18 protein-coding genes and 1 pseudogene are annotated in these 25,382 nt (G+C 73.4%); 5 read left to right on the top strand and 14 right to left on the bottom strand.

Translation table 11 applies throughout. From position 1 onward, the window contains the following. Positions 1-93: transposase (locus LZ604_RS14460; RefSeq protein ID WP_234515494.1), on the top strand; the 93-nt coding region annotated here is incomplete at its 5' end. Positions 94-429: 336 nt separating this feature from the next. Here LZ604_RS14460 and LZ604_RS14455 read toward each other — a convergent pair. Continuing rightward, a complete protein-coding gene (locus tag LZ604_RS14455; RefSeq protein ID WP_234515493.1) occupies positions 430-1,335 on the bottom strand; it encodes a universal stress protein in 906 nt (301 codons plus the stop codon). A 240-nt stretch (positions 1,336-1,575) separates the two neighbouring features. Then, entirely contained in the window at positions 1,576-2,484 is a 909-nt protein-coding gene (locus LZ604_RS14450; RefSeq protein ID WP_234515478.1) for a universal stress protein, read from the bottom strand. A gap of 318 nt (positions 2,485-2,802) precedes the next feature. On the opposite strand from LZ604_RS14450, the gene LZ604_RS14445 reads away from it, so the two are divergent. Next, on the top strand, positions 2,803-3,504 hold the full coding sequence (locus tag LZ604_RS14445) for a response regulator (protein WP_234515477.1): 702 nt from the start codon (positions 2,803-2,805) through the stop codon (positions 3,502-3,504). A 54-nt stretch (positions 3,505-3,558) separates the two neighbouring features. Here the strand turns inward: LZ604_RS14445 and LZ604_RS14440 are convergent, their stop codons facing one another. Then, positions 3,559-5,310: a sensor histidine kinase gene (locus LZ604_RS14440; RefSeq protein ID WP_308283585.1), complete on the bottom strand. Its 1,752-nt coding sequence runs from the start codon at positions 5,308-5,310 to the stop codon at positions 3,559-3,561. Positions 5,311-5,522: 212 nt separating this feature from the next. On the opposite strand from LZ604_RS14440, the gene LZ604_RS14435 reads away from it, so the two are divergent. Beyond that, positions 5,523-6,692 carry an AI-2E family transporter gene (locus LZ604_RS14435; RefSeq protein WP_234515476.1) on the top strand — a complete coding sequence of 390 codons (1,170 nt, stop codon included), beginning with the start codon at positions 5,523-5,525 and terminating at the stop codon, positions 6,690-6,692. A 94-nt stretch (positions 6,693-6,786) separates the two neighbouring features. Continuing rightward, positions 6,787-8,418, top strand: coding sequence for a N,N-dimethylformamidase beta subunit family domain-containing protein (locus LZ604_RS14430; RefSeq protein ID WP_234515475.1), 1,632 nt, complete (start codon positions 6,787-6,789; stop codon positions 8,416-8,418). An 18-nt stretch (positions 8,419-8,436) separates the two neighbouring features. Here LZ604_RS14430 and LZ604_RS14425 read toward each other — a convergent pair whose 3' ends face one another. From LZ604_RS14425 to LZ604_RS14375, 11 genes and pseudogenes are all read right to left on the bottom strand, one after another. Next, a complete protein-coding gene (locus LZ604_RS14425) occupies positions 8,437-9,969 on the bottom strand; it encodes an AMP-binding protein (protein ID WP_234515474.1) in 1,533 nt (510 codons plus the stop codon). Then, positions 9,966-12,086 (bottom strand): chorismate-binding protein, encoded by a 2,121-nt coding sequence (locus LZ604_RS14420; RefSeq protein ID WP_234515473.1) that lies wholly within the window; start codon positions 12,084-12,086, stop codon positions 9,966-9,968. Before LZ604_RS14420 ends, LZ604_RS14425 begins: the two co-directional genes overlap by 4 nt. A gap of 198 nt (positions 12,087-12,284) precedes the next feature. Beyond that, the gene (hypE, locus tag LZ604_RS14415; RefSeq protein WP_308283584.1) at positions 12,285-13,364 is read right to left on the bottom strand and encodes a hydrogenase expression/formation protein HypE; all 1,080 of its coding nucleotides are present in this window, start codon (positions 13,362-13,364) and stop codon (positions 12,285-12,287) included. Continuing rightward, positions 13,357-14,481, bottom strand: coding sequence for a hydrogenase formation protein HypD (hypD, locus tag LZ604_RS14410; protein ID WP_234515472.1), 1,125 nt, complete (start codon positions 14,479-14,481; stop codon positions 13,357-13,359). The genes hypE and hypD overlap by 8 nt, the downstream gene beginning before the upstream one ends. After that, positions 14,478-14,786: a HypC/HybG/HupF family hydrogenase formation chaperone gene (locus LZ604_RS14405; protein ID WP_234515471.1), complete on the bottom strand. Its 309-nt coding sequence runs from the start codon at positions 14,784-14,786 to the stop codon at positions 14,478-14,480. The genes hypD and LZ604_RS14405 overlap by 4 nt, the downstream gene beginning before the upstream one ends. 53 nt (positions 14,787-14,839) lie before the next feature. After that, positions 14,840-17,234: pseudogene (hypF, locus tag LZ604_RS14400) on the bottom strand (carbamoyltransferase HypF). Further along, positions 17,231-18,034 (bottom strand): hydrogenase nickel incorporation protein HypB, encoded by an 804-nt coding sequence (hypB, locus tag LZ604_RS14395; RefSeq protein ID WP_234515470.1) that lies wholly within the window; start codon positions 18,032-18,034, stop codon positions 17,231-17,233. Before hypB ends, hypF begins: the two are co-directional and overlap by 4 nt. Positions 18,035-18,037: 3 nt before the next feature. Next, entirely contained in the window at positions 18,038-18,433 is a 396-nt protein-coding gene (locus LZ604_RS14390; RefSeq protein ID WP_234515469.1) for a hydrogenase maturation nickel metallochaperone HypA/HybF, read from the bottom strand. 179 nt (positions 18,434-18,612) lie between these two features. Next, positions 18,613-19,158 (bottom strand): hydrogenase maturation protease, encoded by a 546-nt coding sequence (locus LZ604_RS14385; RefSeq protein WP_234515468.1) that lies wholly within the window; start codon positions 19,156-19,158, stop codon positions 18,613-18,615. Beyond that, complete coding sequence (locus tag LZ604_RS14380; RefSeq protein ID WP_234515467.1) at positions 19,155-20,381, bottom strand: hypothetical protein; 1,227 nt, start codon at positions 20,379-20,381, stop codon at positions 19,155-19,157. Before LZ604_RS14380 ends, LZ604_RS14385 begins: the two co-directional genes overlap by 4 nt. Before the next feature lie 112 nt (positions 20,382-20,493). Further along, positions 20,494-22,254, bottom strand: a complete 1,761-nt coding sequence (locus LZ604_RS14375; protein WP_234515466.1) for an enoyl-CoA hydratase-related protein — start codon at positions 22,252-22,254, stop codon at positions 20,494-20,496. Positions 22,255-22,540: 286 nt separating this feature from the next. On the opposite strand from LZ604_RS14375, the gene LZ604_RS14370 reads away from it, so the two are divergent. Continuing rightward, the gene (locus LZ604_RS14370; protein ID WP_234515465.1) at positions 22,541-25,342 is read left to right on the top strand and encodes a SpoIIE family protein phosphatase; all 2,802 of its coding nucleotides are present in this window, start codon (positions 22,541-22,543) and stop codon (positions 25,340-25,342) included. The last annotated feature ends 40 nt before the right edge of the window (positions 25,343-25,382 follow it).

Genomic DNA, 25,382 nt, shown 5'->3' with positions numbered 1-25,382 from the left:
TTCTGGTCCCGCTCCTACTTCGCCGGCTCGTGCGGCGGCGCACCGCTCAGCATCGTCCGCCAGTACATCGAAGGCCAGAAGCGGCCCACCTGACCTCACCGAGGAGGCGCAGCGAACTCCGGCGCTGCGCACCTCCGACCCGAGCACGCGTTTCCCTCCCCGGCTGAAGCCGAGGATACCCACCCAAGATCACGGATGGATCTGGCCCGCGGCGAGGTAGTTGGCGGCCCGCCAGTGAGCGTCCAGGGTGCGCAGTTCGTCGTCGGCCGGCGGGGTTGCGGTCCGGTGGTCGGCGTGCGGCATGGGTGACTCCACGAGTGGTCGGGAGCTGGTTCGTCGAACGGACGGGCCGGCGCGATCGCCGCCGTGGCCGACGAGCCCGCGCGGGGGCCGGCGGGGGACGCGCGGACGGGCGCCGGCCGTGGCCGGTCAGTCGTGTGCGACGACGGCGACGGGTGCGCTGGCGTGGTGCAGGACGGCGTGGGTGACGGAGCCGATGCGGACGCCGAGCGGGTTGCGGTGGATCCTCCGGCCCACGACCACCAAAGACGCCTCCCGCGAGGCTTCGACCAGCAGAGCGGCGGCGGAACCCGAGCGGGAACGCTCCACCACCTCGACCGCGGGATACTTCTGCCGCCACACACCCAGTACCTGGCTCAGGGCACCGGCCCGCTCCCGCGCGTACTCGTCGTACGGATCCACCTCGGCGGCCATGCCGGCGACGGGGGTGAACGGCAGGTTCCAGCCGTGGACGAGGTGCAGAGGGGCGGCGCGGTAGGCGGCCTCCTCGAAGGCGAACCGGAGCGGCTCGTCGGACGGGTGCTCGGTGTCGAGCCCCAGTACCACGGGACGGAACCGGGTTGCCGCCGACGGGATGCCCACGGGGTCCTTCTCGTGCTCGTCGGCGGCCTGCTCGCCGGTACGCACCAGGATCACCGGCCGTACGGCGCGGGCGACGACGGCGAGCGACACCGAGCCGAGCAGGAACCCGCCGACTCCGCCCAGCGCACGCGACCCCAGCACGAGCAGTTCGGCGTCCTCGGCCACTTCCGCCAACACGTCGGCGGGCCGTCCGGCGCGGTGCTCGGCGGTCACCTCGACACCGGGGTGTCGCAGCCGAAGGCCCTCTGCGGCCTCCCGCGGAATCCTCGCGATCCAGTCCTGCCGGGTCTCGGTGCCCAGCAGCGGGGCCCGCATCAGGACGTCGGGTACGGGCTCCCGGACGTGGACCAGCGTGAGCGGCAGGCCGCGCAGCCGGGCCTCGCGGGCCGCCCACTCGGCGGCGGCCCGGCTCTCGGACGAGCTGTCGAGACCGACGGTGACGGGGCGGGGCATGGTCTCCACCTCCCGAATCGTGGATCACGGGGCTCGGGAATGTTCCGAATCCGCTTCCAGCCTGGTGCCGCGGAGCCTCGGGGTGGAGGGGCCGTAGGTCCCCGGCCGGGGGCCGACCGGTGTCGGCGAACCCCCCGGTGAGCACTGTCACCCGTTCAAGCGGGGTGGCCCGTTCAAGCGGTGTCGCCGTTCAAGCAGTCTCGCCGTTCAAGCGCTGTCACCCATTCAGCTGTCACCCATTCAGGTGTGCGGGACGACGGCCACCGGGCATCGGGCGTGGTGGAGCACCGCGTGGGTGACGGAACCGATGTGCGGGCCGAGACGGGTGTTCCGCGTCCGGCGCCCCACGACGAGAAGGGAGGCACATGCGGAGGCGTGCACCAGTTCGGCGGCGGCCCGCCCCTCGGCGACGGTCTCGGTCACCAGAACCCGGGGGAACTTCTCACACCACGGGCGGAGCGCCGCCAGCAGGACCTGGTCCCGCCCGGTGAGCGGTTCCCCGGCGGGAGCCGTGTCCGGCGGGCCGTCATCGGCGTGGGCCGGGACCACGCCCATGGCGTGGATCACGCGCAGCCCGGAGCCGCGGCGGCGGGCCGACTCGAAGGCGAACCCGAGCAGCTCGTCCGAGAGGTGCTCGGTGTCCAGCCCGAGGACGACGTCGCGGTAGGGGGTCTCCGGGATCTCCTCGGGCGAGACGCCGTCCAGAGCGGGCAGATGCTCGTCGGCGTTAGTCTCACCTGCACGGACGAGCACCACGGGGCACGATGACCGGGCGAGGACACGCTGGGACACGGACCCGAGCGCGAACCCCGCGATCCGGCCGAGGCCATGCGATCCGAGCACCAGTACCTCCGCCTCCTCGGCGACCGCGAGCAGGACGGTGACCGGGGAGTCGGACAACAGCACGTCCTCCACTCGCAGCCCCGGGTGCGCGGCGCGCACGCTGGCGGCCGAGCGCCGCAGGGTGCGCTCGGCGACATGGCGGCGCGCGGTGTCGGCGGACACAGGGGGCACCGACCCCGGCTGCCCCCTCCAGGCGTGCACGAGGCGCAGCCCCGCGCCACGGCGCAGGGCCTCCCGGGCGGCCCAGTGGGCGGCCGCGAGGCCCTCGGCCGTCGCGTCGACACCCGCGGTGACATGCTGAGCCATGGTGCGCACCTCCAGCGCATGGCCTGGACGGCCCGACAACCGGGCCGAGGGCCGGGCGGTCCGTGACCGCAGCGGGAACGCGGCCCCACGCCGACAAGCGTCGGTCTCCCTGCCCACCGGGGGGCGCTCCTTCGAGGACCAGCATGCTCCGTGCGCAGCGCACCGACCACCGGGAGAAGCCGATGCGGGTGCGTGAGGAGGAAGGCATGGTGGGGGCACGGGGCCGGTCGGCCCTAGTGCTCGCGGTCATCCCTGGGTGACGATCGTGGCCGAGGGCGGTCCGCAGCCCGTTCGTCGCAGCGAGAAGGAGAGGTCCCGATGGCCGAGGCGCTCACCTTCACCGAGCAGAACCCGATCCGGGTCTTCCTGCTGGACGACCACGAGGTCGTCCGACGCGGCCTGGCCGACCTGCTGGACGCCGAACCCGACATCTCGGTGGTCGGTGACGCCGATACGGTGGAGCACGCGCTCGCCCGCGGCCCGGCGCTGCGACCGCACGTCGCGGTCCTCGACGTACGCCTCCCGGACGGCGACGGCATCACCGTCTGCCGCGAGTTGCGCAGCCGGATGCCGGAGCTGGCCTGTCTGATGCTGACCTCGTTCGACGACGAGGACGCGCTGCTCGACGCGATCATGGCCGGAGCCTCGGGCTATGTGCTGAAGCAGATCAAGGGTTCCGACCTGGTCTCGGCGGTACGCACCGTCGCCTCCGGGCAGTCCATGCTGGACCCGGCGACGACGGCACGGCTGATGCGCTCGCTGCGCGCCGAACCCGACGAGCAGCCGGCGGTCGCACCGGAGCTGGCGAGCCTGTCGCCGCGCGAGCGGGAGATCCTCGCGCTGATCGGAGACGGGCTTACCAACAGGGAGATCGGCCAGAAGCTCTATCTGTCGGAGAAGACGGTCAAGAACCACATCTCCCGCCTGCTGGCCAAGCTGGGTGTGCAGCGCCGGGTCCAGGCCGCGGTCCTCGCCTCCCACCTCGCCACACCGGCGCCCGGGGGCGGCCCCGCCCGGTGAACCGGGGGCGTGCGGCACCGCCGGGGCGCGGGGGCCGCCGGGTGCGACGGGCCGTCAGTCCTGTTCCGGCCATACCGGGACGTGCCACACCAGCCGCGTCCCGCCACCTTCGCGGCGCTCACCGACGGTGAGGCTGCCGCCGAGGGCGACGGCCCGTTCCTCCAGGTTCCGCAGCCCGCTGCGGCGGGCCCCCTGCGGCACCCCGCAGCCGTCGTCGGCCACCGTGAGCGTCAACGCACCCGCGGCGAGCCGAAGATGCACGTCCACATGGCCCGCCCCGGAGTGCCGGGCGGCGTTGCTCAGGGCCTCACCGAGGACGGCGATCACCTGGTCGGCGACGTCGTCGGGAACATCGGTGTCCACGAGTCCCTCGATCCGCAGCGCAGGGGTGAAGCCGAGGGAGGCGGCCGACGCCGCCACCGTCGCGGACATCCGGGCCCGCAGACCCGTCTGCTCCTCCGCCCGGCTGCCATGGGTACGCAGCCCGAAGATGGTCGACCGGATGATCTTGATGGTCTCGTCGAGGTCGTCGACGGTCCGCGACAGCCGTTCGGCGGCCTCGGGGTGGTCGACGAAGCGCTGGGTGCTCTGCAGCGTCATACCGGCCGCGAACAACCGCTGGATCGCGAGGTCGTGCAGATCGCGGGCGATGCGGTCACGATCCTGGAGCAGCGCGATCTGCTCGGCGTCCCGGCGGCGCTCGGCCAGCTCCAGTGCCAGCGCGGCCTGCCCCGCGAACCCGAGCAGCGGGCCGGCGTCGGTGTCCGTGAACGGGGTACGGCCCGCCGTGCGCCCCAGCAGCAGCACCCCGAGGGACTTGCCGCTGGCCACCAGCGGCACACCCAGCACGGGCCCGAGCCCGGCCCACAGGTCGGAGTCCCGGACGATCCGGGCGTCCTTCTGGATGTCCGCGCTCACCACCGGCTCGGTCGTGCTCAACGCGGCCTCCACGAAGCCGTCCTGTCCGGACACCATGAGGCCCCGCCGCCGCTCCGCCCCCAGACCGACCGCGAGCAGCGGCCGCAGCACGGATTCCCCGGCCACCCGCTCGGCGATCATCCCCACATCGGCGGAGACGATCCCCCGCGCCTGTTCGACGATCATCTCCAGCACGTCCGGGCCCGGGGCGCCGGACAGCAGGGCGCTGGTGACCTGGGAGCTCGCCCTGAGCCAGCGCTCGCGCAGCCGCGTCTCCTCGAAGAGCCGGGCGTTCTCGACGGCGACGCCCGCGGCCACCGCCAGCGTGGACAGCACCGCCTCGTCCTCCGCGTCGAACCCCGCGGCACCGCGCTTCTCGGTCATGTAGAGGTTTCCGAAGACCTGGTCGCGCACCCGGATGGGCACACCGAGGAAGGAGTGCATCGGGGGGTGGTGGGCCGGGAATCCGTAGGAGGCCGGATGCTCCGAGAGCTCGGCGAGGCGCAGCGGCTCGGGATGCCGGATCAGCTCCCCGAGGATGCCGTGCCCGCTGGGCAGCGCCCCGATCTCCGCCCGCCGCTCCTCGCTGATGCCGACGGTGTGGAACTCCGAGAGCATGCGGTCGTCACCGATCACGCCCAGCGCGCCGTACTCGGCGTCCACGAGGGCCACGGCCGCCTCGACGATGCCCCGCAGCACCTGCGGCAGGTCCAGTTCCCGTCCGACGGACAGCACGGCCTCCAGCAGGCGGTGCACCCGGTCCTGGGTGCCACGCGCCGCATCGATACGGGCCTGCAGCTCGTCCAGCAGCTCGTCCAGCCGCAACTTCGGCAGATGCTGCTCCGACCGCCCCGGCCCTTCGCCGCCCATCGCTTCCTCCGACCGCATCACGCAGACAAAGTGCGGACCGCCAGCATCTCTCGAACCCTCACGATACTTGCTGACGGCCTGCCCGAAGAGCACCACTCCGTGACCCTTTGGCCAGAAACAGCCGAGCCGAGGTGCCGTCGCCGCCCGGCGGGCGCGTTGCACCCAGGGACCTGACTGCTTTGCACCTAATGTGCTTGGAAGATGACCATGACCGGGACCTGGGAGGTGTGGTGGCGCAGACGGACGGCCCGGCGGACGGGCCGGGGCGAGGGCGCGCGGCGCGCGCCGTCGTGCTGGGCAGCCGGCCGTCGCACTCCGTACGCGCCCCCCGGCGCGCCCCGTCCGCCCCCACCACGGCGGCCGAGCGCACGGTCCCCTGGCTGCGCGTCGCGGCCGCCTACGCCTGGCGCCTGATCCTGGTCGGGATCGTCGTCTACGGCGTCTTCACCATCCTCGGACGCTTCCAGCTCATCGCCGTGGCCCTGTTCCTGGCGCTCGTCATCACCTCGGTGCTGCGGCCCGTCGCCGATCTGCTGAACCGGTGGCTCCCGCGGTCCCTGACGGTCGCCGTCGCCCTGATCGGCAGCATTCTCGTCCTGTTCACGATCCTCGCCCTGGTGGGTGACGCGGTGGCGGGCGAGTCGGCGAAACTGGCCGACGAATTCCGCGGCGGCATCCGGCAGATCGAACGTTGGCTCGAACGCCCACCGTTCCGGCTGAGCCCCCGCAAGCTCTCCGATCTCCAGCAGCAGATCGTCTCCTACCTGTCCGCCCACCGGGCGAACCTGCTCAACAACGCCATCAGCGGCCTCAGCAGGATCGTCGAACTGGTCACCGGAGTCGCGCTCGCGCTCTTCTCCTCGGTGTTCTTCCTCCACTCCGGCGAACGGCTGTGGCGCTGGACGCGTGACCAGTTGCTGCCCCGGACCGCACGAGCGGCGTGGGACCGGGCGGGGCACGCGGCCTGGCGGACGTTCGCCGGGTACACCCGGGGCATCATCATCGTCGCCGGCAGCAACGCCGCACTCGTCGGTATCGCCCTGTTCGCGCTGCGCGTACCGCTGGCGCTGCCGCTCACTCTGCTGGAGTTCTTCGCGACATTCGTGCCGCTGGTCGGCTCGCCGGTCGCGCTCGCCGTGGCCACGGTGGTCGCTCTCGCCGGCCGCGGCCCGCTCACTGCGGCGGCCGTGCTGCTGCTCATCGTCGTCATCGGCCAGATCGAGGGACATCTGCTGCACCCCCTCGTGATGAGCTGGGCGGTCCGTCTGCATCCGCTCATCGTCGCCGTGTCCGTCATCGGGGGCAGCATCGTCGCGGGCGTGGTCGGGGCCGTCGTGGCCGTCCCGTTCATCTCCGTGGTCTGGGCGGTCATGCAGGCGCTGCGGCCCGCGCCCTCGTAGCGTCCGGACCTCCGGCAGGGGGCGGGCCCCACCGTCGCGTGCCACGCTGGCCGGAGGGGGCGAGGTGCGCCGGCCGGACAGCACGGGAGGCGATATGGGCCCCGACGAGCCGACCAGGGCGGAACACGCACAGGCACAGGGACAGGAAGAGGGACAGGGACGGGGACGGGGACACCGCCGGGAACCCGGAGGCGCCGGCGGGCTGGGGCGCAGGGGCTTCCTCGGAGTGTGCGCCGGCCTGGGGCTCGCCTCGGCCGCGGCCGCCGGCTGCGACACGGCCCCTTCCGCGGACCGGCGCTCCCGGGGGACCTCGTCGCGGCCCGAGACGGAACAGGGCCGCACGGGGACCGCCGACTGGCGCATCCACTCCCCCGGTCCCGCCGCATCCATCGCCGGTTACGCCGAACGGGTGAGTGTGACACCGGGCGAGGAGTGCCGTCTGTACGTGTCGACGACCGCGTCGTCCTTCCGTGTCTCGGCCTTCCGCGTCGGCTGGTACGGCGGGGCCGGAGCCCGGCTCGTCTGGTCCTCGCAGCGCATTCCGGGCCGCGTGCAGTCCGCCCCCCGCCTGCTGTCCGGCACCCGCACGGTCCGCACGGACTGGCGGCCCACCCTGACGTTCGGCACCGAAGGCTGGCCGGAGGGCGCGTACCTGCTGCGACTGGACGCGGACAACGGTCATCAGCGCTATGTCCCGCTGATCGTGCGCTCCGTCCGGGGCGCGGGCCGGACCGTCCTGATGCACGCCCCCGCCACCTGGCAGGCGTACAACCGGTGGGGCGGCTACAGCCTCTACAACGGGGAGTCCGGCGCGTATGCCACCCGGTCCCTGGCCGTCAGCTTCGACCGGCCCTACGACTCCGACGGTGCGGAGAAGTTCCTGGTGTACGAGCGGGCGGCGGTGGTCCTGGCCGAACGGATCGGCATCCCCCTCGCCTACACCACAGGCCCGGACGTGCACCGCGACCCGGCAGTGCTGAGCGGGGCGGCCGCCGTCGTCTCCCTGGGCCACGACGAGTACTGGACCCCGGAGCAGCGCCGGCATGTCACCGAGGCCCGGGACAACGGCACCAACGTCGCCTTCCTCGGCGCCAACACCTGTTTCCGCCGGGTCCGCCTCGAACAGGGCGACTCCGGGCCCGGGCGCACGGTGGTCTGCTACAAGACCGACGTCCGGGCCGACCCCTGCTACACCTCCCGTCCCGCCCTGGCGACGACCGACTTCCGCGAGGCTCCGTCGGCCGACCCGGAGTCGTCGCTCACGGGCGTGCTCTACGAGGGGTATCCGACGGACGCGCCGTACGTCGTACAGACGGCCGACCACTGGCTGTACGAGGGAACGGGTGTCCGTCCCGGGGACGGCTTCGCCCACCTGGTCGGCGTCGAGTACGACCGGGTCATCCCGGGTTCGCCCGTCCCCGCACCGCTGGAGATCACGGCGCACTCCCCTCTCGTGTGCGGCGGCCGGCGCAGCCACAGCGACTCGGCCTACTACGCGGTCCCGAGCGGCGCCGGCGTCTTCGCGACCGGCACCATGCGCTGGGTGGAGGCCCTGATGGCCGGCACCCCCGACGGCGGCCGCGACCACGGCATGGACGCCCGCACCCGCACCTTCGTGACCCGCACGACGGAGAACCTCCTGCGCGCCTACGCGCTGGGTCCCGCCGCACGGCACCGCCCCGTGCCACGCCCGAACGCCGGCGAGGTGTACCGGGGCCGCCGCTGAGGGGCCGTCAGGGCCGGGTCACCACGCTCCCCGCCGGACCAGGTGGCGGCGGATCCTCCCGGTCGGCGTCCGGGGCAGCGACGGAACGAAACTGACGCCCCGGGGCACCTCAGGGGCGGCGAGGTGCTCGCGGGCCAGGCAGATCAGGTCGGCCTCCAGGCCGACGGGGATAGGGGTGACGGGCACGACGAAGGCGCGCAGCCGGGGCGCACCGTGGTGGTCGGTGACGGCGGCCACCGCGACCTCACGCACCGCCGGATGCGTGCGCAGCAGTTCCTCGACCCCCAGCGGGGAGACGGCGATGCCGCCGACGGTCTCCAAGTCGTCCGCGCGGCCCAGATGGGTGAAGGTGCCGTCGGGTTCGCGGCGCGCCCGGTCCCGGGTGCACAGCCAGCCGCCGACGAGGGCGCGCCCCGTCTCCTCGGCCCGGTTCGGGTAACCGGGCGTCACCGTGGGCCCCCGGACCCACAGTTCTCCCTCCTCGCCGTCCGGCACCGCATTCCCCGCGGGGTCGCGCACCTCGACCTCGTAGCCGGGCACGGGGCGGCCGACGGTGCCCGGGCGGTTGTCGTCGACGCCGTTGGCGCAGAAGGCGTGTCCCGCCTCGGTGGAGCCCAGCTGCTCCAGGACGGGGGCGCCGAGCAGGGCGGTGACGCGGCGGGCCAGTTCGGCGGGCAGGTGCTCGCCGGACGAGACGGCGGCCCGTACGGACGCGAAGCATGCCTCGTGCCCGTCCGCCCGCTCCTCGACGAGGGCCGCGTACTGGGCGGGCACCGCGTACAGCAGGGTCACCCGGTGCCGTGCGACGAGTTCGTCCACGGCGGCCGGATCCGGACGCCGGTCGGCCAGCACCGCGGAGGAGCCGGAGAACAGCGGGAAGACGAAGGCGTTGCCGAAGCCGTAGGCGGAGAAGAGATGCGCGAGGGACAGCGTGACGTCGTCCGGGGTGAGGCGCAGCAGTCGCCGTGCGATGAGGTCGTGGTACGCCTTCGGGTCACCGTGTCCGTGCACGACCGGCTTGGGACGGCCGGTGGTTCCGGATGTGTACTGGATGTAGAGAGGGGTGTGCGCGTCGACCTGGTGCGCGAGGACGGTGGGCGGGGCGTCCCGGGTGAGCTCGGCCAACCGGTCGGCGCCGAGGCGGACGCGGCGCGGGAAACGGTCGCCGAGGCCGGCTCCGGTCAGGCACAGCAGGGGTTCGCTGTCCTCGGCCGTGAACTCGAGGTCCGGCGGGGTGAGCCCCGGGTTGACCAGGACGGCGACGGCGCCGAGGCGGGCGACGGCGAGGAAGGCGGTGACCCAGGCGACGGAGTCGGGGAGGGCGAGCAGCACCCGGTCGCCGGGGCCGACGCCGTGCTCGGCGAGCACACCGGCCGTCCGGGCCGCGAGGTCGTGCACCTCGCCATGGGTCCAGCGGCGGTGCCTCTGATGGAAGGCGGGGCGGCCGGTCCAGGCGCGCCGCTCGGCGAGTGCGGCGAGCTGGGCCGCGAGGTTGCCGGGGGCCTCGGCGCCGGCGGGGGTCAGGGCGGCCCTGGGCGTGGTGACGGTCATCGGGCCGCCTCCTCCTCGGTGGCCGGCGCGCTGGTGTGCTCGCGGTGGGCGCGCATCGCGGCGGCGGTCTTCAGCAGCATCTCCTCGTACTCGGCGCCCGGGTCGGAGTCGAGGACGATCGCGCCGCCGGCGCCCACGTGCATCAGGCCGCCGGCCAGTACGGCGGTGCGGATGACGACGCCGAGGTCCGCGCCGCCGCTGCATCCGAAGTAGCCGAGGGCCCCGGAGTAGACGCCCCGGGCCTCGGTCTCCAGCGTGCTGATGATCTCCATGGTCCGCAGCTTCGGTGCGCCGGTCACCGAGCCGGCGGGGAAGCAGGCGCGGACGCAGTCCACGGCGTCCGTTCCCTCCCGCAGACGGCCCTCGACGGTGGAGACCAACTGGTGCACGGTCGCGCAGGTCTCCGTGGCCATGAGCCGGGCGACCCGTACCGTCCCGGTCTCGCAGACCCGGCCCAGATCGTTGCGGAGCAGGTCGACGATCATCAGGTTCTCGGCGCGGGTCTTGTCGTCAACGGCCAGCGAGTGCCGCAGCCGTGCGTCCTCCGCCGGGTTCGAGCCGCGGGGTGCGGTGCCCTTGACCGGCCTGGCCTGAGCGACGCCGTCCCGGGTGATCCGCAGGAAGCGCTCGGGGGACGAGCAGGCCACGTCGAGGTCCCCGAACCTCAGGAGAGCCGCATACGGCGCCGGGTCGACGCGGCGCAGCACCCGGTAGAAGCCGTGGGCGTCGTCCGGTGCGGGCAGCCGGGCGGCGTTGGTCAGGCAGATCTCGTAGCTGGTGCCGGCCTCCAGTTCACGCCGGCATGCCTCGATGTCCGCGAGATAGGTCGTACGGTCGCGCACCAGCCACGGCTCGGCGGCGCCCGCGTCCGGCTCGGCCGGGTCCGGGTCGTCGGCGGGCTCGCCGGAGGAGACGAAGGTGAGCTGGGCCATCGCGCCGTCGAGCCAGTCCGCGGCCTCTCGGGTGGCCCCCGGGTTGTCCTCCGCGACGCACACCGCGTAGGTGGCGCCTTCCTCGTGGTCCACGGCGATCAGCCGGTCCGCGAACAGCCAGCAGGCGTCGGGGGTTGGGGCCCGGTGCCGGTTCGGCGAGCCGCAGTCGGCCTTGGTCTCGTAGCCGACATAGCCGACGTAGCCTCCGGTGAAGTCGAAGGGAAGGCCCGTCGCGTCGACATGACGGGTCGCCAACTGCCGCTTGAGATAGTCGAAGACGTTCGCGCGGACCCGGCGCACCGGCCGTCCCTGCCGCTCGATCTCGCAGACGCCGCTGTCGACGTCGTAGCGCACGAACTCGGCGAGCGGGCCGGTGCCGTCCCCGAAGAAGGAGAAGCGGGCGAGGCCGGGCTCGACGCGTGAACTGTCCAGCCAGAAGGCACGGGGGGCGTCGGCGCTCATCCGGGCGAAGGCCGCCTCGGCGTCGACGGCCGTGTCGAGCCGGCGGTAGTGCAGCCGGTGGGCGGGACGGACGGTACGGCGGGGGCGGGGCGCGGCGGCCGCGGACGCGGGGATGGTGGTGTTCTTCGTACGGGGGCTGCGGGCCCGCTCGGCGGTCAGATTGCGGAAGTTGACGAGCATGCGGTGGCCGTAGTCGGTGAGCACCGACTCCGGATGGAACTGCACGCCCCACAGGGGGCGGTCGCGGTGCCTGAGGCCCATCACCACCCCGTCCTCGGCCCAGGCGGTGGCCTCCAGGGTCTCGGGCAGCGGCTCGGCGACGGACAGCGAGTGGTAGCGCACCGCGGTGAAGTTCTGCGGCAGACCCTGGAACAGGTCCCGGCCGTCGTGCCGGACCGTGGACAGGTGGCCGTGCCGGGGCCGCGGCGCGGGCGTGACGCTGCCCCGCTCCCCCACCGCGATGCCCTGATGGCCGAGACAGACCCCGAGCACGGGTATGCGGGACCGTGCGATCACTCTCGCGCCGATGCCGAAGTCCCGCGGCTCGGCCGGGTGTCCGGGTCCCGGCGACACCACCACGTTGTCGAACTCCGCCAGATCCGGAAAGGCGTCGGCGGGGGTGTCGTTGAGGACGACCACCGGTTCCTCGCCGTTGACCTCGGCGATCAGCTGGAACAGGTTGTACGTGTATGAGTCGTAATTGTCGATGAGCAGGGTCTTCACCCGCCCACCTCCCTCGTGTCGGTCTCGGGCCTGCCCGGGGCCGCGGCGCGGTCGTCCGCAGCACGGCCCACTCCCCGAGTGGAAGTCCGCCTCGCGGCCCGGCACCACCTGATGAGCGACGGCGGCGGTAACGGGATCCCTGAGGTCACACCGTCGAGTACGCAGGGACGGCGGGCCCTGTTCAAACCCCGGGTGGGCTCAGCAGATCCTCGGCAGTTGCTCCCCGATCGGCAGGTCGACCACCCGGGTGCCGCCGAGGCCGGTACGGGCCACGACCATGCCCGGATGGTCCGCCACCGCCTCGCCGATGATCCTTGCCTCCGCGCCGAGCGGATGCGCCCGCATCGCCTCCAGTACGGCGTCGGCGTGCCGGCGCGGCACGAACGCCACGAGCTTGCCCTCGTTCGCCACGTACATCGGATCGAGGCCCAGCACGGCGCAGGCGTTGGCGACCGCCGGCGGGATGGGGACCTCGCGCTCGGTGATGACGACACCGGTGCCCGAGGCGGTCGCGAGCTCGTTCAGGGCGGCCCCCAGTCCTCCCCGGGTGGGATCGCGCAGCACATGCAGGTCCGGGGTGACGGCGAGCATGGCGTCGACCAGTGGGCCGAGGGCCGCGCAGTCGCTCTCGATCTCCACACCGAACTCCAGGCCCTCGCGAACGCTCATGATCGCCACACCGTGGACGCCGATCGGGCCGCTGACGATCACGACATCGCCGGGGACGACCCGCTGCGGCCGCAGGTCGACGCCCGCCGGGATCAGCCCGATACCGGCCGTGTTGATGAAGATCCCGTCGCCGTGCCCGGCCTCCACGACCTTGGTGTCGCCCGTCGCCACCTCGACCCCGGCGGCCCGCGCCGCCGCGCCGAGCGCGTCGGCGACCCGGGCGACCGTGTCCAGTTCGACGCCCTCCTCCAGGATGAAACCGCAGGAGAGGTACGAGGCCCGGGCGCCGCTCATCGCCAGATCGTTGACGGTGCCGTTGACCGCGAGGTCGCCGATGCTGCCGCCGGGGAAGAACAGCGGCCGCACCACGAAGGAGTCGGTGGAGAACGCCAGGCGCAGTCCGCCCAGCGACAGCGCGGCGGCATCGCCGAGCTGTGCCAGGGTCTCTCCTCCGAAGGCGGGCGCGAAGACGTCCCGGACCAGTTCCGCGGAGAGCGCCCCGCCCCCGCCGTGGCCCATGACGACGCGGGACTGGTCGTACAGCGGAGCGGGGCAGGTCCAGGACGCCGGGTCCACGGACGGCATGCGCAGATCGGTGGTGTCAGACAACGGGGGTCGCCTCCCGGGGCGCGGGGGTGATGTCCAGGCGCCGGTAGAGGTAGTACGCGGCGCAGGCGCCCTCGCTGGAGACCATCGTGGCTCCGAGCGGGGTGCGCGGGGTGCACAGAGTGCCGAACGCCTCGCACTCGTGCGGTTTGATCAGGCCCTGTAGGACCTCTCCGCTGCGGCACTCGGCGGGTTCGCGGGTCCGGATGCCGTCCACCGAGAAGCGGTGCTCGGCATCGTAGTCGCGGTACTTCGGGGAGAGCCGCCAGCCGCTGCCGGGGATCACACCGATGCCGCGCCAGGAGCGGTCGGTGACCTCGAAGACGTCCTCCAGCATGGCCTTGGCGGCCGGGTTGCCTTCGGCGCGGACGGCACGCGGGTAGGCGTTGTCGACGGTGTGCTCGCCACGTTCGAGCTGGGCCACGGTCCGGCGCACGCCCTCGAGGATGTCCAGGGGCTCGAACCCGGTGACCACGATCGGGACGCGGAAGCGCCGCGCCAGTTCCGGGTACTCGTCGACGCCCATCACGCTGCACACGTGCCCCGCGGCCAGGAAACCCTGGACGCGGCAGCTCGGCGACCGCATGATCGCCTCGATGGCGGGGGGCACCCGCACATGGGACACGAGCATGCTGAAGTTCCGGATACCGAGCTTGCGGGCCTGGTGGACCGTCATCGCGTTGGGGGGCGCGGTGGTCTCGAAGCCGATACCGAAGAACACCACCTGCCGGTCCGGGTTCTGCTGGGCGATCCTCAGCGCGTCGAGCGGGGAGTAGACGACCCGGACGTCGCCGCCCGCCCCCCGCACCTGGAACAGGTCCCGTCCGGTGCCGGGCACGCGGAGCATGTCGCCGAAGGAGCAGAAGACCACCCCGGGGCGGGAGGCGATCTCCAGCGCCTTGTCGATGACCTCCAGCGGGGTCACGCACACGGGGCAGCCCGGACCGTGGATCAGCTCGACCTCTGCCGGCAGCAGTTGGTCGATGCCGTGCCGGATGATCGAGTGCGTCTGGCCGCCGCAGACCTCCATCAGCGCCCAGGGCCTGGTCACCGTGGCGTGGATCTCGTGGAGGAGCCGGCGTGCCAGCTCCGGGTCCTGGAATTCCTCGATGTACTTCACCGAAGCGCCTCCTCGCTCCCGGGCGGGAGCGTTCCGTTCGCCTCCGCCGCCGTTTCCCAGGGATCGCCGAACTCCTCCTGCAGCATGCCGAGGGTTTCGAACAGTTCGAGCGTCTGTTTGGCCGACTCCTCGTCGAGGCGCTGCAGGGCGAAGCCGACGTGGACGATGGCGTACTCGCCGACCTGGATGTCGGGCAGGTACTCCAGGCACACCTCCTTGACGACCCCGCCGAAGTCGACGGTGGCCATCCGGGTGCCGTCGCGTTCCTCGATGTCCAGCACTTTGCCGGGTACCGCCAGGCACATGGGCCTCTCCTCGCTGTGGATGGTGCGTCGCCCGGCACCGCCGGGACGGTAGGTCAGTCGGGGGCCGCGGTCCGCTCCCCCGCGCGGGCTGCCACCATGAGCTGGCCGAGGGCCAGGCCGCCGTCTCCCGGGGGCACCTGGTGATGGCGCAGCACGGTGAAGCCGTCGGCGCTCAGGGACCGGGCGCAGGCCGAGGAGAGCAGGGAGTTGAGGAACACGCCGCCGGTGAGGGCGACCGTGTCCGCTCCGTGCAGCTCCCGGGCCCGTACGCACATGCCGTGGACTAGGGCCGCGACAGCCCGGTGGAAGCGGACCGCGACCAGTTCCGCCGGTGCGCCCGCGCGCAGGTCGTCGACGATCGCCGCGATCACCGGCGCGGGATCCGCCCGCACCGGGCCGCCGTCCGGCTGCGGGGGCCCGAGGGCGAACGCGTAGGCCGCGGTGTCCCCGGCGGGTGCGCGCAGCGCGGCCGCCTCCAGTTCCACGGCGGCCTGAGCCTCGTACCGGGACCGGTGACGGACGCCCGCCAGGGACGACACGGCGTCGAAGAGCCGACCCATGCTGGAGGTTGGGACGCAGTTCAGGTTGCGCTCCAACTGCCGCCGGAGCACGCGGCGTTCGTCGGCCGGGCAGGCGGCCGCGCAGGGCAGGTCGGGCGACCAGTCGATCCCCGTCCGGCGCAGCTGCGCGAGGGCCGTGCGGTACGGCCGGTGCACCGCCGCGTCGCCCCCGGGCAGCGGCGCATACGCCAGGTGCCCGAACCGGGTGAAGCCGTCGTAGTCGGCGAGCAGGAACTCCCCGCCCCACACCGCCCCGTCGTCAGCCGGTGCCGTCGAAGGCGACACCGAGGACCGGGACGCTGCCGTCGAGCCCGTGTTCGGCCATCGCGGCGGCGACATGGGCGTGATGGTGCTGGACACGGACGACGGGGCGGCCCGCCGCGTTGCGGACCGCCCATCGGGCGGACCGGTAGGCGGGATGCCGGTCGGCCGCCAGGAGCCGCGGCCGCACCGGGGTGATCGACTCCAGTTGCGCCACGGCGCGTTCGAAGGCCCGCTGGGTGGCGAGGTCGTCCATGTCGCCGATATGGGCGGAGAGCCAGGCCCGGCGGCCCGCGCCCAGGCAAAAGGCGTTCTTGAGGTCGCCGCCGACGGCGAGGGCCGGGCGCACCTCGAGGGGAAGGGGCAGCGGCAGCGGCGCGTAGCCGCGGGCACGGCGCACGAGGAGCGGCCGTCCGTCGCACACGCGCACCACGGAGTCGTCGCAGGGCACATGGATCGGCCGGTCGTGGGTGAGCCAGGCGTCGGCCAGGTGGGCCAGGCGCTCCAGCGCCTCCGCGTCATCGGTGACGATGGGCTCGCCGGAGAGATTTCCGCTGGTCATGACGAGCAGGCGGGGGCCCTCGGGGTCGCCGGGAAGGCCGAACAGCAGGTGGTGCACGGGGGTGTACGGCAGCATGATGCCGAAGTCGGGGCTGCCGGGCGCGACGCCTTCGGCCGGCCGGAGGCCCCCGGGCACGGTCGGGCCGTCCGTGCGGCGGCGCAGCAGCACGATGGGCCGGGTGGTGGCGGTGAGCAGGGCGCGCTCCTCGGGGTCGAGCCGGACGAGGGGCTCGATGTCCTCGACGCTCGCAGCCATGACCGCGAAGGGCTTGTCCCCTCGGGCCTTGCGGTGCCGCAGCCGTTCCACGGCCGCGGGATCGGTGGCGTCGCAGGCGAGGTGATAGCCGCCCAGGCCCTTGACCGCCAGGACGGCGCCGCCCGCCAGGAGCCGCCGGGCCGCGGCGATCGGATCCCCGTCGGTGACCGGGCTCGGCTGCCCGGCTTCGTCGGCTCGGCGGACGAGCAGAGCGAGCCGCGGGCCGCAGTCCGGGCAGGCGACCGGCTGGGCATGGAAGCGGCGGTCGGCCGGATCGGTGTACTCGCGGGCGCAGCCGGCGCACATGGGGAAGCCGGCCATGGTGGTCTGGTCCCGGTCGTAGGGCAGGCCGGTGACGATGGTGAACCGCGGGCCGCAGTGGGTGCAGGTGACGAACGGATGGCGGTGGCGCCGGTCGCGGGGGTCGGCCAGCTCGCCGAGGCACGCGGCACAGGTGGCCGTGTCCGGCGGGATCAGGGCCCGGGTGGGGCCGTCCGCCCGGGAGGCGAGGATGGTGAAGGCGGAGTCGCCGGTGGCGGGCACCTCCTGGTGGTGGACGGAGTCCACCCGGGCCAGCGGAGGCGCGTCCACGGCGATGCGGTCGCAGAACCGGGCGACGGCAGCCGGGTCACCCTCGACCTCCACGACGACGCCCTCGGGGGTGTTGGTCACATTCCCGGACAGGTCCAGGGCGGTGGCCAGGGCGTGAACGTACGGCCGGAAGCCGACCCCCTGCACCACGCCCTGGACGGTGACCCTCCGGCGCAGCGGCGCGTGGACCGTGACGGCCGCCGGGGGCGGTCCGCTCACGGGCGGGGCTGCGCCATGGCAGCGGTGCCGTTGGTGTGGTCCGCGTCGTCGGCCGAGTGGTCGTGCGCGAGGTCGGTGTGGTCGCCGGCGTGCTCATGGGTGTGCGGGTGCGGCTCGCGGGCCATGACGGGGCTGTGGACGGGAGCGCCGGCGGCGGCGGCCAGGGCCCGGTCGAGCAGAAGTCCCACCCCCAACTCGCGGCGGGCCGAGGTCAGCAGCACCTCCACCCCCGGGTTGACCCGTTCCACGTTCGCGCGGAACGCCGCCTCGTCGAAGCCGACCGCCTCGGCGATGTCCGTCTTGGTCACCACGACCAGGTGGGCCAGTCCGAACGCCGTGGGGTACTTGAGGGGCTTGTCCTCGCCCTCGGTGACGGAGGCGAGCACCACGCGCAGCGTCTCGCCCAGGTCGTAGGAGGCCGGACAGACGAGATTGCCGACGTTCTCCACGAACAGCAGCCGGACCGGGGTGGGCAGCCACCCCTCCAGGTGGCCCGCCAGCATTCCGGCCTCCAGATGGCACAGACCGTCGGTGAGGATCTGCCTGACCGGGACGCCCGAACGCGCGAGGCGTTCCGCGTCGTTCTCGGTGGCGAGATCGGCCGTGAGCGCCGCGACCGGCACGGCCCTGTCCCTGGCCTCGACCAGTTCGCGTTCCAGAAGGGCGGTCTTGCCGCTGCCGGGGCTGGAGAGCAGGTTGACGACGGTGGTGCCACGGGCCGCGAGTTCGGCGCGCAGGGTGTCCGCGGCCCGGTCGTTCTTGGCGAGTACGGCCTGGTGCAGGTCGACCACACGGCACATGGTTCAGCGCTCCTCGGGGATGGGTTCGCGGGTGGGTGCGGGCGTCCGGCCGTCCTCCCAGCGCACTGCGACGATCTGCAGTTCACGGCCGGACAGCAGATCGGTGCTGCCCCCGTCGCAGCGCGGACAGCTCAGCAGCGGCGGCATGCCGACGGCCCATTCGTGTGCGCACGGTGCGCAGCGGGCGCGTCCGGGCACGAAGTCGGTGACCAGTTCGGCACCCTCAAGGACGGTGCCGGCGCAGGCCAGCTCGAAGCAGAAGGACAGGGCTTCGGGTACTACGCCGGCCAGCTCGCCCACCTGGAGCCGCACCTCACGCACCGCCGTGATGTCACCGGCCCGCCCGGCCGCCTCTTCCACCTGGCCGATCACCGCCAGCGCGATGGACATCTCGTGCATGGGTCTCCGTCCCGGCGGGAGGCCGGGGAGCCGCCCCAGGGGACGGAGCGTGCGCGGCCCGCCGACGTCCATTAGAGGTGAGGCTCCCCCGCCTCCCGGACCGGCACGCCGGTGCCTCGGGGGCCGGTACACCGTTCGCCGCAACGGCCGGACCGGCGGGCCGATGGGGACCGGTCCGGTCAGAGTGCGGTGTCGTCGACCAGGGCCTCGGGCGCGGGGGCGCCCGGTGCGTCGGCGCGCAGGATCTCCTCGATCAGCCGGACGGCCCTGGGCACCGCGTCGGACACCGCCGGGCTGAGGCCGATGCGCTCCTCCACGGAGGCGGGCTCACATCCCACCACCACCGTGCGCCGGGGCGGCTGCCCGCCCGTTCCGGCGCAGAGTGTGCCCAGCAGGGCGAGGACGGCGTCGGGGGTCATCCGGTGGCCGTCCATCGGCGCGGCGGGCACACCCTCCGCCGCGGCCTCCTCGTGCTCGATCACATACAGGGTGCCGGGGTCCCCGCCGCGCGCGGTGGCGTCCACCATGACCAGGGTGTCGTAGCCGTCGAGGAGCTGGTAGGCGAGGTGCACTCCGCGCACCCCGATGTCCAGGACCTCGACGTGTCCGGGCAGCCGGCGTCCGCCCAGCGCGCGGACGGTCTCCACGCCGAAGCCGTCGTCCCCGAGGAAGACGTTCCCGATGCCGGCCACCAGGACCTTGCCGTGGGCGGTGTCAGGGCTCATTCCTCGTCCTCCAGGGGTGTCACCTCGTCGGTCCGGAAGTACAGGAAGCTCCCCTGCTCCCGCCGGATGTCGGCGCCCGGGTCGTCCTCCACCGTCACCGCCAGGTGCACCGAGCCGTCCACGTCGTGCAGCACGGACTCGACGGTCGCGATACGGCCGCGCAGGAACAGGTCCTGTGCGTCGGTGCGCCGCAGACCGGGGTGGAGCCGCACCCGGCTCCCGGCGCGCACGGGCCGGCCGTCCACGACGACCTGGCCGGGGGCCGGGTCGACGGCCGCCCCGTCCGCCGGGCCCCACCGGGTGTCCGGGCGCACGATCCCGTACTCGTCGGGGAAGCCCTCGTACGACGTGCCGGCCTGCTGCGGGGTCGCGGCCGGATGGTCCCCGAGCATCACCGGCGAGGACAGCACCACGTCCGCACGGCCGGGTTCACCGGCGAGGACGGGCCAGGTGTGGAGATTGCGGCAGGCGGCGATCGCGTCCTTCGCCCATTCGGGGGGATCCGTCATCGACAGGAACGATCCGGAGCCGAGCCCCAGCAGGAGGTGGGTGGCCACCAGGGAGCGGGGCAGCGCGGCGCCCCGGTCGGCGGCCTCGCCCTCCTCGGGGACCCAGGGGCTGGTGTTCTCCACGACGGCGGTCAGCCGCAGGACCCGGAAGGGGCCGTCGAGCCGGCGTGCCGACAGCCGCAGCGCTCCGCTGATCTCCTCGTACCGGCGCAGCAGACGGCCGGCCGTCCGGCCGTCCCCGTCGAGGACCGGCTCGCTCTCCTCCTCGGCCGGGCGGGCGAAGGCGACCGTGACGCCGTCGCCGTCGACGAGTTCGGCCGGTGTCACGACCGCTTCGACGCGCTCCTCGGTGCCCTCGTCCCGGGGGACGAGCACGCGGCCGTCCAGCGGGAGTTCGGCAACCGTGGTGAAGGTGCCGTCGTCGAGGGCCCGCTGCACCGTGCGGCGCCGGACGCGCAGGAAGCGCAGCTCGACCGCCAGGGTGGCGTCCGGCCCGGTTTCCATCAGGCACTCGGTGTGCTGGAAGTCGTACTCCTCGCGGTCGGCGCCCCAGGCGGGTGGTACGAGTACCCCGGACTGCCGGCGCAGCCGGTGCTCGCCGGCGGAGCCGGGATACGGGTGCAGCGCACAGCCCTCGAAGAGGACGGTGTCGGCGACCCGCCGGGCCAGTGCGAGGCGTGCCTCCGTCTCCGGGGCGAACACGGTCACGCTCACGGAGCGGTCCTTTCGGGCGTCGGCGGGCCGCTGAACGCGGCGCGGAGGCGGCGGTCTCGCGCGGCGCGGCGAGGGAGGGGCCGCCGATTCCCGTCCCTCGTGGGTCCTGCCATCAGTCGTGTGGCCGTGAGGTGGCGCCCTCGGCGGGCGCCGCGTCGACCGCGCCCCTCGACCCGGCCGGATCCCTCGCTGTCCGCATGCTCGCGGCGACGGCGAGATGCGGGGGCGTGCACGACGGTGTCTCCTTGCGGACGAAGGCCCGCCGCAGTGCGTGGTAGGGGGCACCCGGGTGGTGGAAGATCCGGTGCATCCTGGCCAGCTCCCGCTCCCGGAAGGCGGCCAGCGGTTCCTTGCTCTCCTGGCAATCCAGTTCCGACTTCTTCATCGCGATCCGGGAGCGCGTTCCCGGATGTGCCGCCAGCCGGGCCGCCAGCCGGCGGACCTCGGCAGTGAAGTCCTGCGGCCCGCACTCGAGCACCTGGTCGACGAGTCCGAGCCGCCGGGCCGTCGCGGCGCTCACCGGGAGGGCCTCGTGCAGGAGCCGGTCGGCCATCGTGGCGCCGACGCGGCGGGGCAGCGTGTACGTCCAGTACTCGGAGCCGTACAGGCCCATCAGCCGGTAGTGCGGGTTGAGGACGCAGCCCGCGCGGCACCAGACCTCGTCGGCCGCGAGGGCGAGCATCACGCCGCCGGCCGCCGCGTTGCCGCCGAGCGCGGAGACGACCAGCCGGCCCGTGGTCCTCAGGACCGCCTCGACCAGGTCGTCGATGGCGTTGATGTTCGCCCAGGACTCGGCCGCGGGGTCGTCGGCGGCCTCGATGACGCCCAGGTGGATGCCGTTGGAGAAGAAGTCCCGCCAGCCGCCCAGCACCAGCACCGAGGTGGGGCGCGCGCAGGCGTCCCGGTAGGCGGCCAGCAGGCGGCGGCACTGGGTGGTGCTCATGGCGCCGCCGGGGAAGGCGAACGAGAGGAAGCCGACGCCGCCCTCCTCGCGGTACCGGATGTCCGTCCAGGCCGGCCACGGGGCGTCCGGGGCCACCGGCAGCTCGGGCAGCGGGGGCAGCCGGCCGCCGAGTGCCCGGACGGCGGGGAGTTTGACCGGGCGCGGCTGCCCCGGAACGCGCCGGCGTCGCAGTTCGGGGATCCACACGGCACCGTCCCTGGTGGCCCGGCAGATCGCCCCGGCCCTGGTGGCGAGCAGTTCCCCAGGGGCCCCGCGCAGGCCCTCCTCGGGGTGGCCGCCGTGCAGGTACCACTCCTCGCCGAGCAGCACGTCGAGCACGCCGGGCTGGGAGTCGGCGGACCGCAGTTTGCGCACGACGGTCCACGTCGCATCGGTGTCCCAGTCGATCCGCCTAACGCTCTGGTCCAGGTACGGGCGGCTTCGCGCCGGGCCCTGCGCGAGCGGGGTGTAGGTCCCGGAGGCGAAGCGCTCCACGGCCAGCAGAACGGCCGCGAGGGCCGCGTCGGCGATCTCGCCCCGGTACAGGTCGCTCTTGGACACCGGTGGCACGGGGCACGCGACGGACGCCCACACGGCGCCCGCGTCCATCTCGTCCTCCGCCTGAAAAACGGTCACACCCCACCGAGTCGCGCCTTCCAGGACGGCCCAGTCCAGGGAGGACGGCCCGCGGTCTCCGACGGGGCCCGGGTGGACGACGAGGCACGGGTAGGCGCTCCACACCTCCCGGGGAATGGCCGTCTTCAGCATCGGCGCGAGCACGAGGTGCGGCGTGTGCCGCCGTACGGTGTCCGCCAGGGGGACCCCCGGCAGGGCGAGTTCCACCGTCACGGTGTGGCCCCGGTCGCGCAGCTCGGCGTGGACGCGCTGGGTGAGGCTGTTGAACGCGGTGGCCACAAGCAGGATGTGCACGGCGGACTCCCGACGGACTCCCGGCGGACGGTGCGGGCGGAGTTGCCCGGCCGACTGTGATGGTCGGCCACGGCCGCCCCGGGGTTCCGCAGACTGGCTCCGAAGTCACTCGAAAGTGGGCGTGGCGCGCCCACTCGGCGGCGAGAGCGGCAGGCCCTCTCCCGGCGTCGCGCTCGGCCCGCACCGGCGTCCTGTTCCACCTCCCGTCCGCCTCGCAACCGGGGAACGCACCGTCACGGTGTGTGCTGCTCTCGCCTCCCGCGCCCGGGAAGTGTAGACATGGCACATGGTCCGACTCCTGTGTCGAACCGGCTCCCGGTCGTCCCGTCGTCGTAGCGGTCTGCGCGGCCCCCAGGCGCAGAGCTGCGTCGACCTGCCCTCACCGGGTGCCCCGCAGCCGCCGCACCCTGCGCCGGCCGGGGAGCAGCGGGAGACGGACCGGCGGCGCCCGGGTGCCCTCTCGGCGCTGCGGTCGGCGCTGACCGGACGCAGCGTCGCGGGACAGGTCTTCGTGCTGCAAGTGGTCATCGTGCTGCTGCTGGTGATAACCGCGGTGGCGGCGCTGCTCCTTCAGGTGCGGCGCGACACCGCCCAGGAGGCCCGCAACCGTTCCCTCGCCGTCGCCGAGGCGTTCGCGAACGCGCCGGGCACCCGCGAGGGCCTGTCCAGCCCCGACCCCACGGCCGTACTGCAACCCGCCGCCGAGGCCGCCCGCGCCACGGCGCATGTGGACTTCATCGTCGTCATGAACAACCAGGGGGTGCGCTACACCCACCCCGTGCCGGAGCGTATCGGCCAGCAGTTCGTGGGGAACATCGAGCCGGCGCTGGCCGGTGACACCGTGACCGAGGAGATCGACGGCACCCTCGGCCGGATGGTGCAGGCCGTCGTTCCGGTCAAGGCGGTCGACGGCAGAGTCCTCGGCCTGGTGTCGGCCGGTGTCACGAAGGAACACGTGGGCGGGGCCGCGGACCGGCAGCTGCCGCTGGTGCTGGGCGCCGCGGCCGTCGGGCTGGCCCTGGCCACGGCGGGGACGGCGCTGGTCAGCCGGCGGCTGCTGCGCCAGACCCATGGCCTCGGGCCGAGTGAGATGACCCGGATGTACGAGCATCACGACGCGGTGCTGCATTCGGTCCGCGAGGGTGTGATCATCCTGAGCGGCGACGGTGATCTGCTGCTCGCCAACGACGAGGCGCAGCGTCTGCTCGCCCTGCCCGACGACGCAGAGCGACGGCATGTGACCGACCTGGGACTGCCCTCCGACACCGCCGCTCTGCTGGCCTCCGGACGGGTCGCCACCGACGAGGTGCGGCTGGTCGGGGACCGGCTGCTGGCCATCAACCAGCGGCCCACGGACCGGGGGGGAGGTCCGCCCGGGAGTGTGGCCACCCTGCGTGACTCGACGGAGCTGCGCGCCCTGTCCGGCCGGGCCGAGGTGGCGCGCGAGCGGCTCACCCTGCTCTACGACGCGGGTGGGGCCGTCGGGACGAGCCTGAACGTGCGGCGCACGGCGGAGGAGCTGGCGGAGCTGGCGGTCCCCCGGTTCGCCGACTTCGTCACCGTGGATCTTTTCGACGCGGTGCTGGACGGTGAGGAACCGGAAGCGGGGTCCCCGCTGTGCCGCACCGCGTCCTGCGGGATACGCAACGACGCCCCCCTGTACCCGCTGGGGGAGCGGATCCAGTTCGTTGCGTCCTCTCCGCAGGCCCACAGCCTCCGCAGCGGCAGGGCCACGCTGGAACCCAGGCTCGGGGAGGCGCCGGGCTGGCTCGCGCAGGACTGGGACCGCACCACGTCGGTCGTGGCGTACGGCATCCACTCGCTGATCACCGTGCCGGTGCGGGCGAGGTCGCTCGTTCTGGGCGTCGTGAACTTCTGGCGGTCCGAGAAGCCTGAGCCCTTCGACGCGGAGGACATGGCCCTGGCGGAGGAGTTGGTGGCCCGTGCCGCGGTCGCCATCGACAACGCCCGCCGCTACACGCGTGAGCACAGCATGGCGGTGACGCTGCAGCGCAGTCTGCTGCCGCGGAGACTGCCCGAGCAGGGCGCCCTGGACATCGCCTACCGGTACCTTCCGGCGCACGCCGGGGTGGGCGGCGACTGGTTCGATGTGCTGCCGCTGTCCGGCGCCCGGGTGGCGCTGGTGGTGGGCGACGTGGTGGGACACGGCCTGCATGCGGCGGCCACGATGGGACGGCTGCGCACGGCGGTCCACAACTTCTCGGCCCTCGATCTGCCGCCCGACGAAATCCTCGGTCTGCTGGACGAACTGGTGGCCCGCATCGACCAGCACGAGACGGCCGACGACGGGAGCGCGCCCGTCACGGGCGCGACGTGTCTGTACGCGATCTACGACCCGGCGACGCGGCGCTGCGCCATCGCCCGCGCGGGACATCCGCCGCCGGCCGTGATCCCGCCCGACGGCCGGGTGCACTTCCCCGACGTGCCGGCCGGTCCGCCGCTGGGGCTCGGCGGTCTGCCGTTCGAGACGGCAGACCTGGAGCTGGCGGAGGGCACCCGGCTCGTCCTCTACACGGACGGGCTCGTCGAGGATCGGGAACAGGACATCGACGTCGGACTTGACCTGCTGAGCACCGCCTTGAGGGAGGCGGGGCCGTCGCCCGAGGACACCTGCCGGGCGGTCCTCGACGCCCGGCTGCCGTCCCGGCCCAGCGACGACATCGCCCTGATCGTCGCGCGCACCCGGGCCCTGACGGCCGAACAGGTGGACGAGCACCATGTGCCGATGGATCCGGCGGCCGTCGGGGAGGTACGCGCGGCGGTGACACGGCGGCTGGCGGAGTGGGAGCTGGAGGAGCTGACGTTCACGACGGAGCTGATCCTCAGCGAGCTGGTCACCAACGCGATCCGTTACGGCAGTCCCCCGGTCCAAGTCCGGGTGGTGCGCGGCCGCAGCCTGATCTGCGAGGTCTTCGACGGCAGCAGCACCTCTCCGCATCTGCGCTACGCGGCCATGACGGACGAGGGCGGACGCGGCCTGTTCCTCGTGGCGCAGCTGGCGGAGCGCTGGGGGACCCGTTACACGCCCAAGGGCAAGGTCATCTGGGCCGAGCAGCCGCTTCCCTGAGAAGGGCGGCGGCCCGACACGGTCCCGGCCGATCCGGAGG

The sequence above is a fragment of the Streptomyces glomeratus genome, assembly GCF_021462825.1.
GTDB classification, from domain to species: Bacteria; Actinomycetota; Actinomycetes; order Streptomycetales; family Streptomycetaceae; genus Streptomyces; species Streptomyces glomeratus.
Note: the sequence above shows the minus strand (reverse complement) of the source record. Positions and strands in the feature narration are given on the sequence as shown.

Bases quoted from the DNA above. Each gene is read 5' to 3' on its own strand.
- LZ604_RS14425 (WP_234515474.1), bottom strand. From the start codon at position 9,969: ATGACCGTCACCACGCCCAGGGCCGCCCTGACCCCCGCCGGCGCCGAG.
- LZ604_RS14445 (WP_234515477.1), top strand. From the start codon at position 2,803: ATGGCCGAGGCGCTCACCTTCACCGAGCAGAACCCGATCCGGGTCTTC.
- LZ604_RS14430 (WP_234515475.1), top strand. From the start codon at position 6,787: ATGGGCCCCGACGAGCCGACCAGGGCGGAACACGCACAGGCACAGGGA.
- LZ604_RS14405 (WP_234515471.1), bottom strand. From the start codon at position 14,786: ATGTGCCTGGCGGTACCCGGCAAAGTGCTGGACATCGAGGAACGCGAC.
- LZ604_RS14440 (WP_308283585.1), bottom strand. From the start codon at position 5,310: ATGCGGTCGGAGGAAGCGATGGGCGGCGAAGGGCCGGGGCGGTCGGAG.
- LZ604_RS14385 (WP_234515468.1), bottom strand. From the start codon at position 19,158: ATGAGCCCTGACACCGCCCACGGCAAGGTCCTGGTGGCCGGCATCGGG.
- LZ604_RS14390 (WP_234515469.1), bottom strand. From the start codon at position 18,433: ATGCACGAGATGTCCATCGCGCTGGCGGTGATCGGCCAGGTGGAAGAG.
- LZ604_RS14370 (WP_234515465.1), top strand. From the start codon at position 22,541: ATGGTCCGACTCCTGTGTCGAACCGGCTCCCGGTCGTCCCGTCGTCGT.
- LZ604_RS14455 (WP_234515493.1), bottom strand. From the start codon at position 1,335: ATGCCCCGCCCCGTCACCGTCGGTCTCGACAGCTCGTCCGAGAGCCGG.
- LZ604_RS14450 (WP_234515478.1), bottom strand. From the start codon at position 2,484: ATGGCTCAGCATGTCACCGCGGGTGTCGACGCGACGGCCGAGGGCCTC.
- hypB (WP_234515470.1), bottom strand. From the start codon at position 18,034: ATGTGCCGTGTGGTCGACCTGCACCAGGCCGTACTCGCCAAGAACGAC.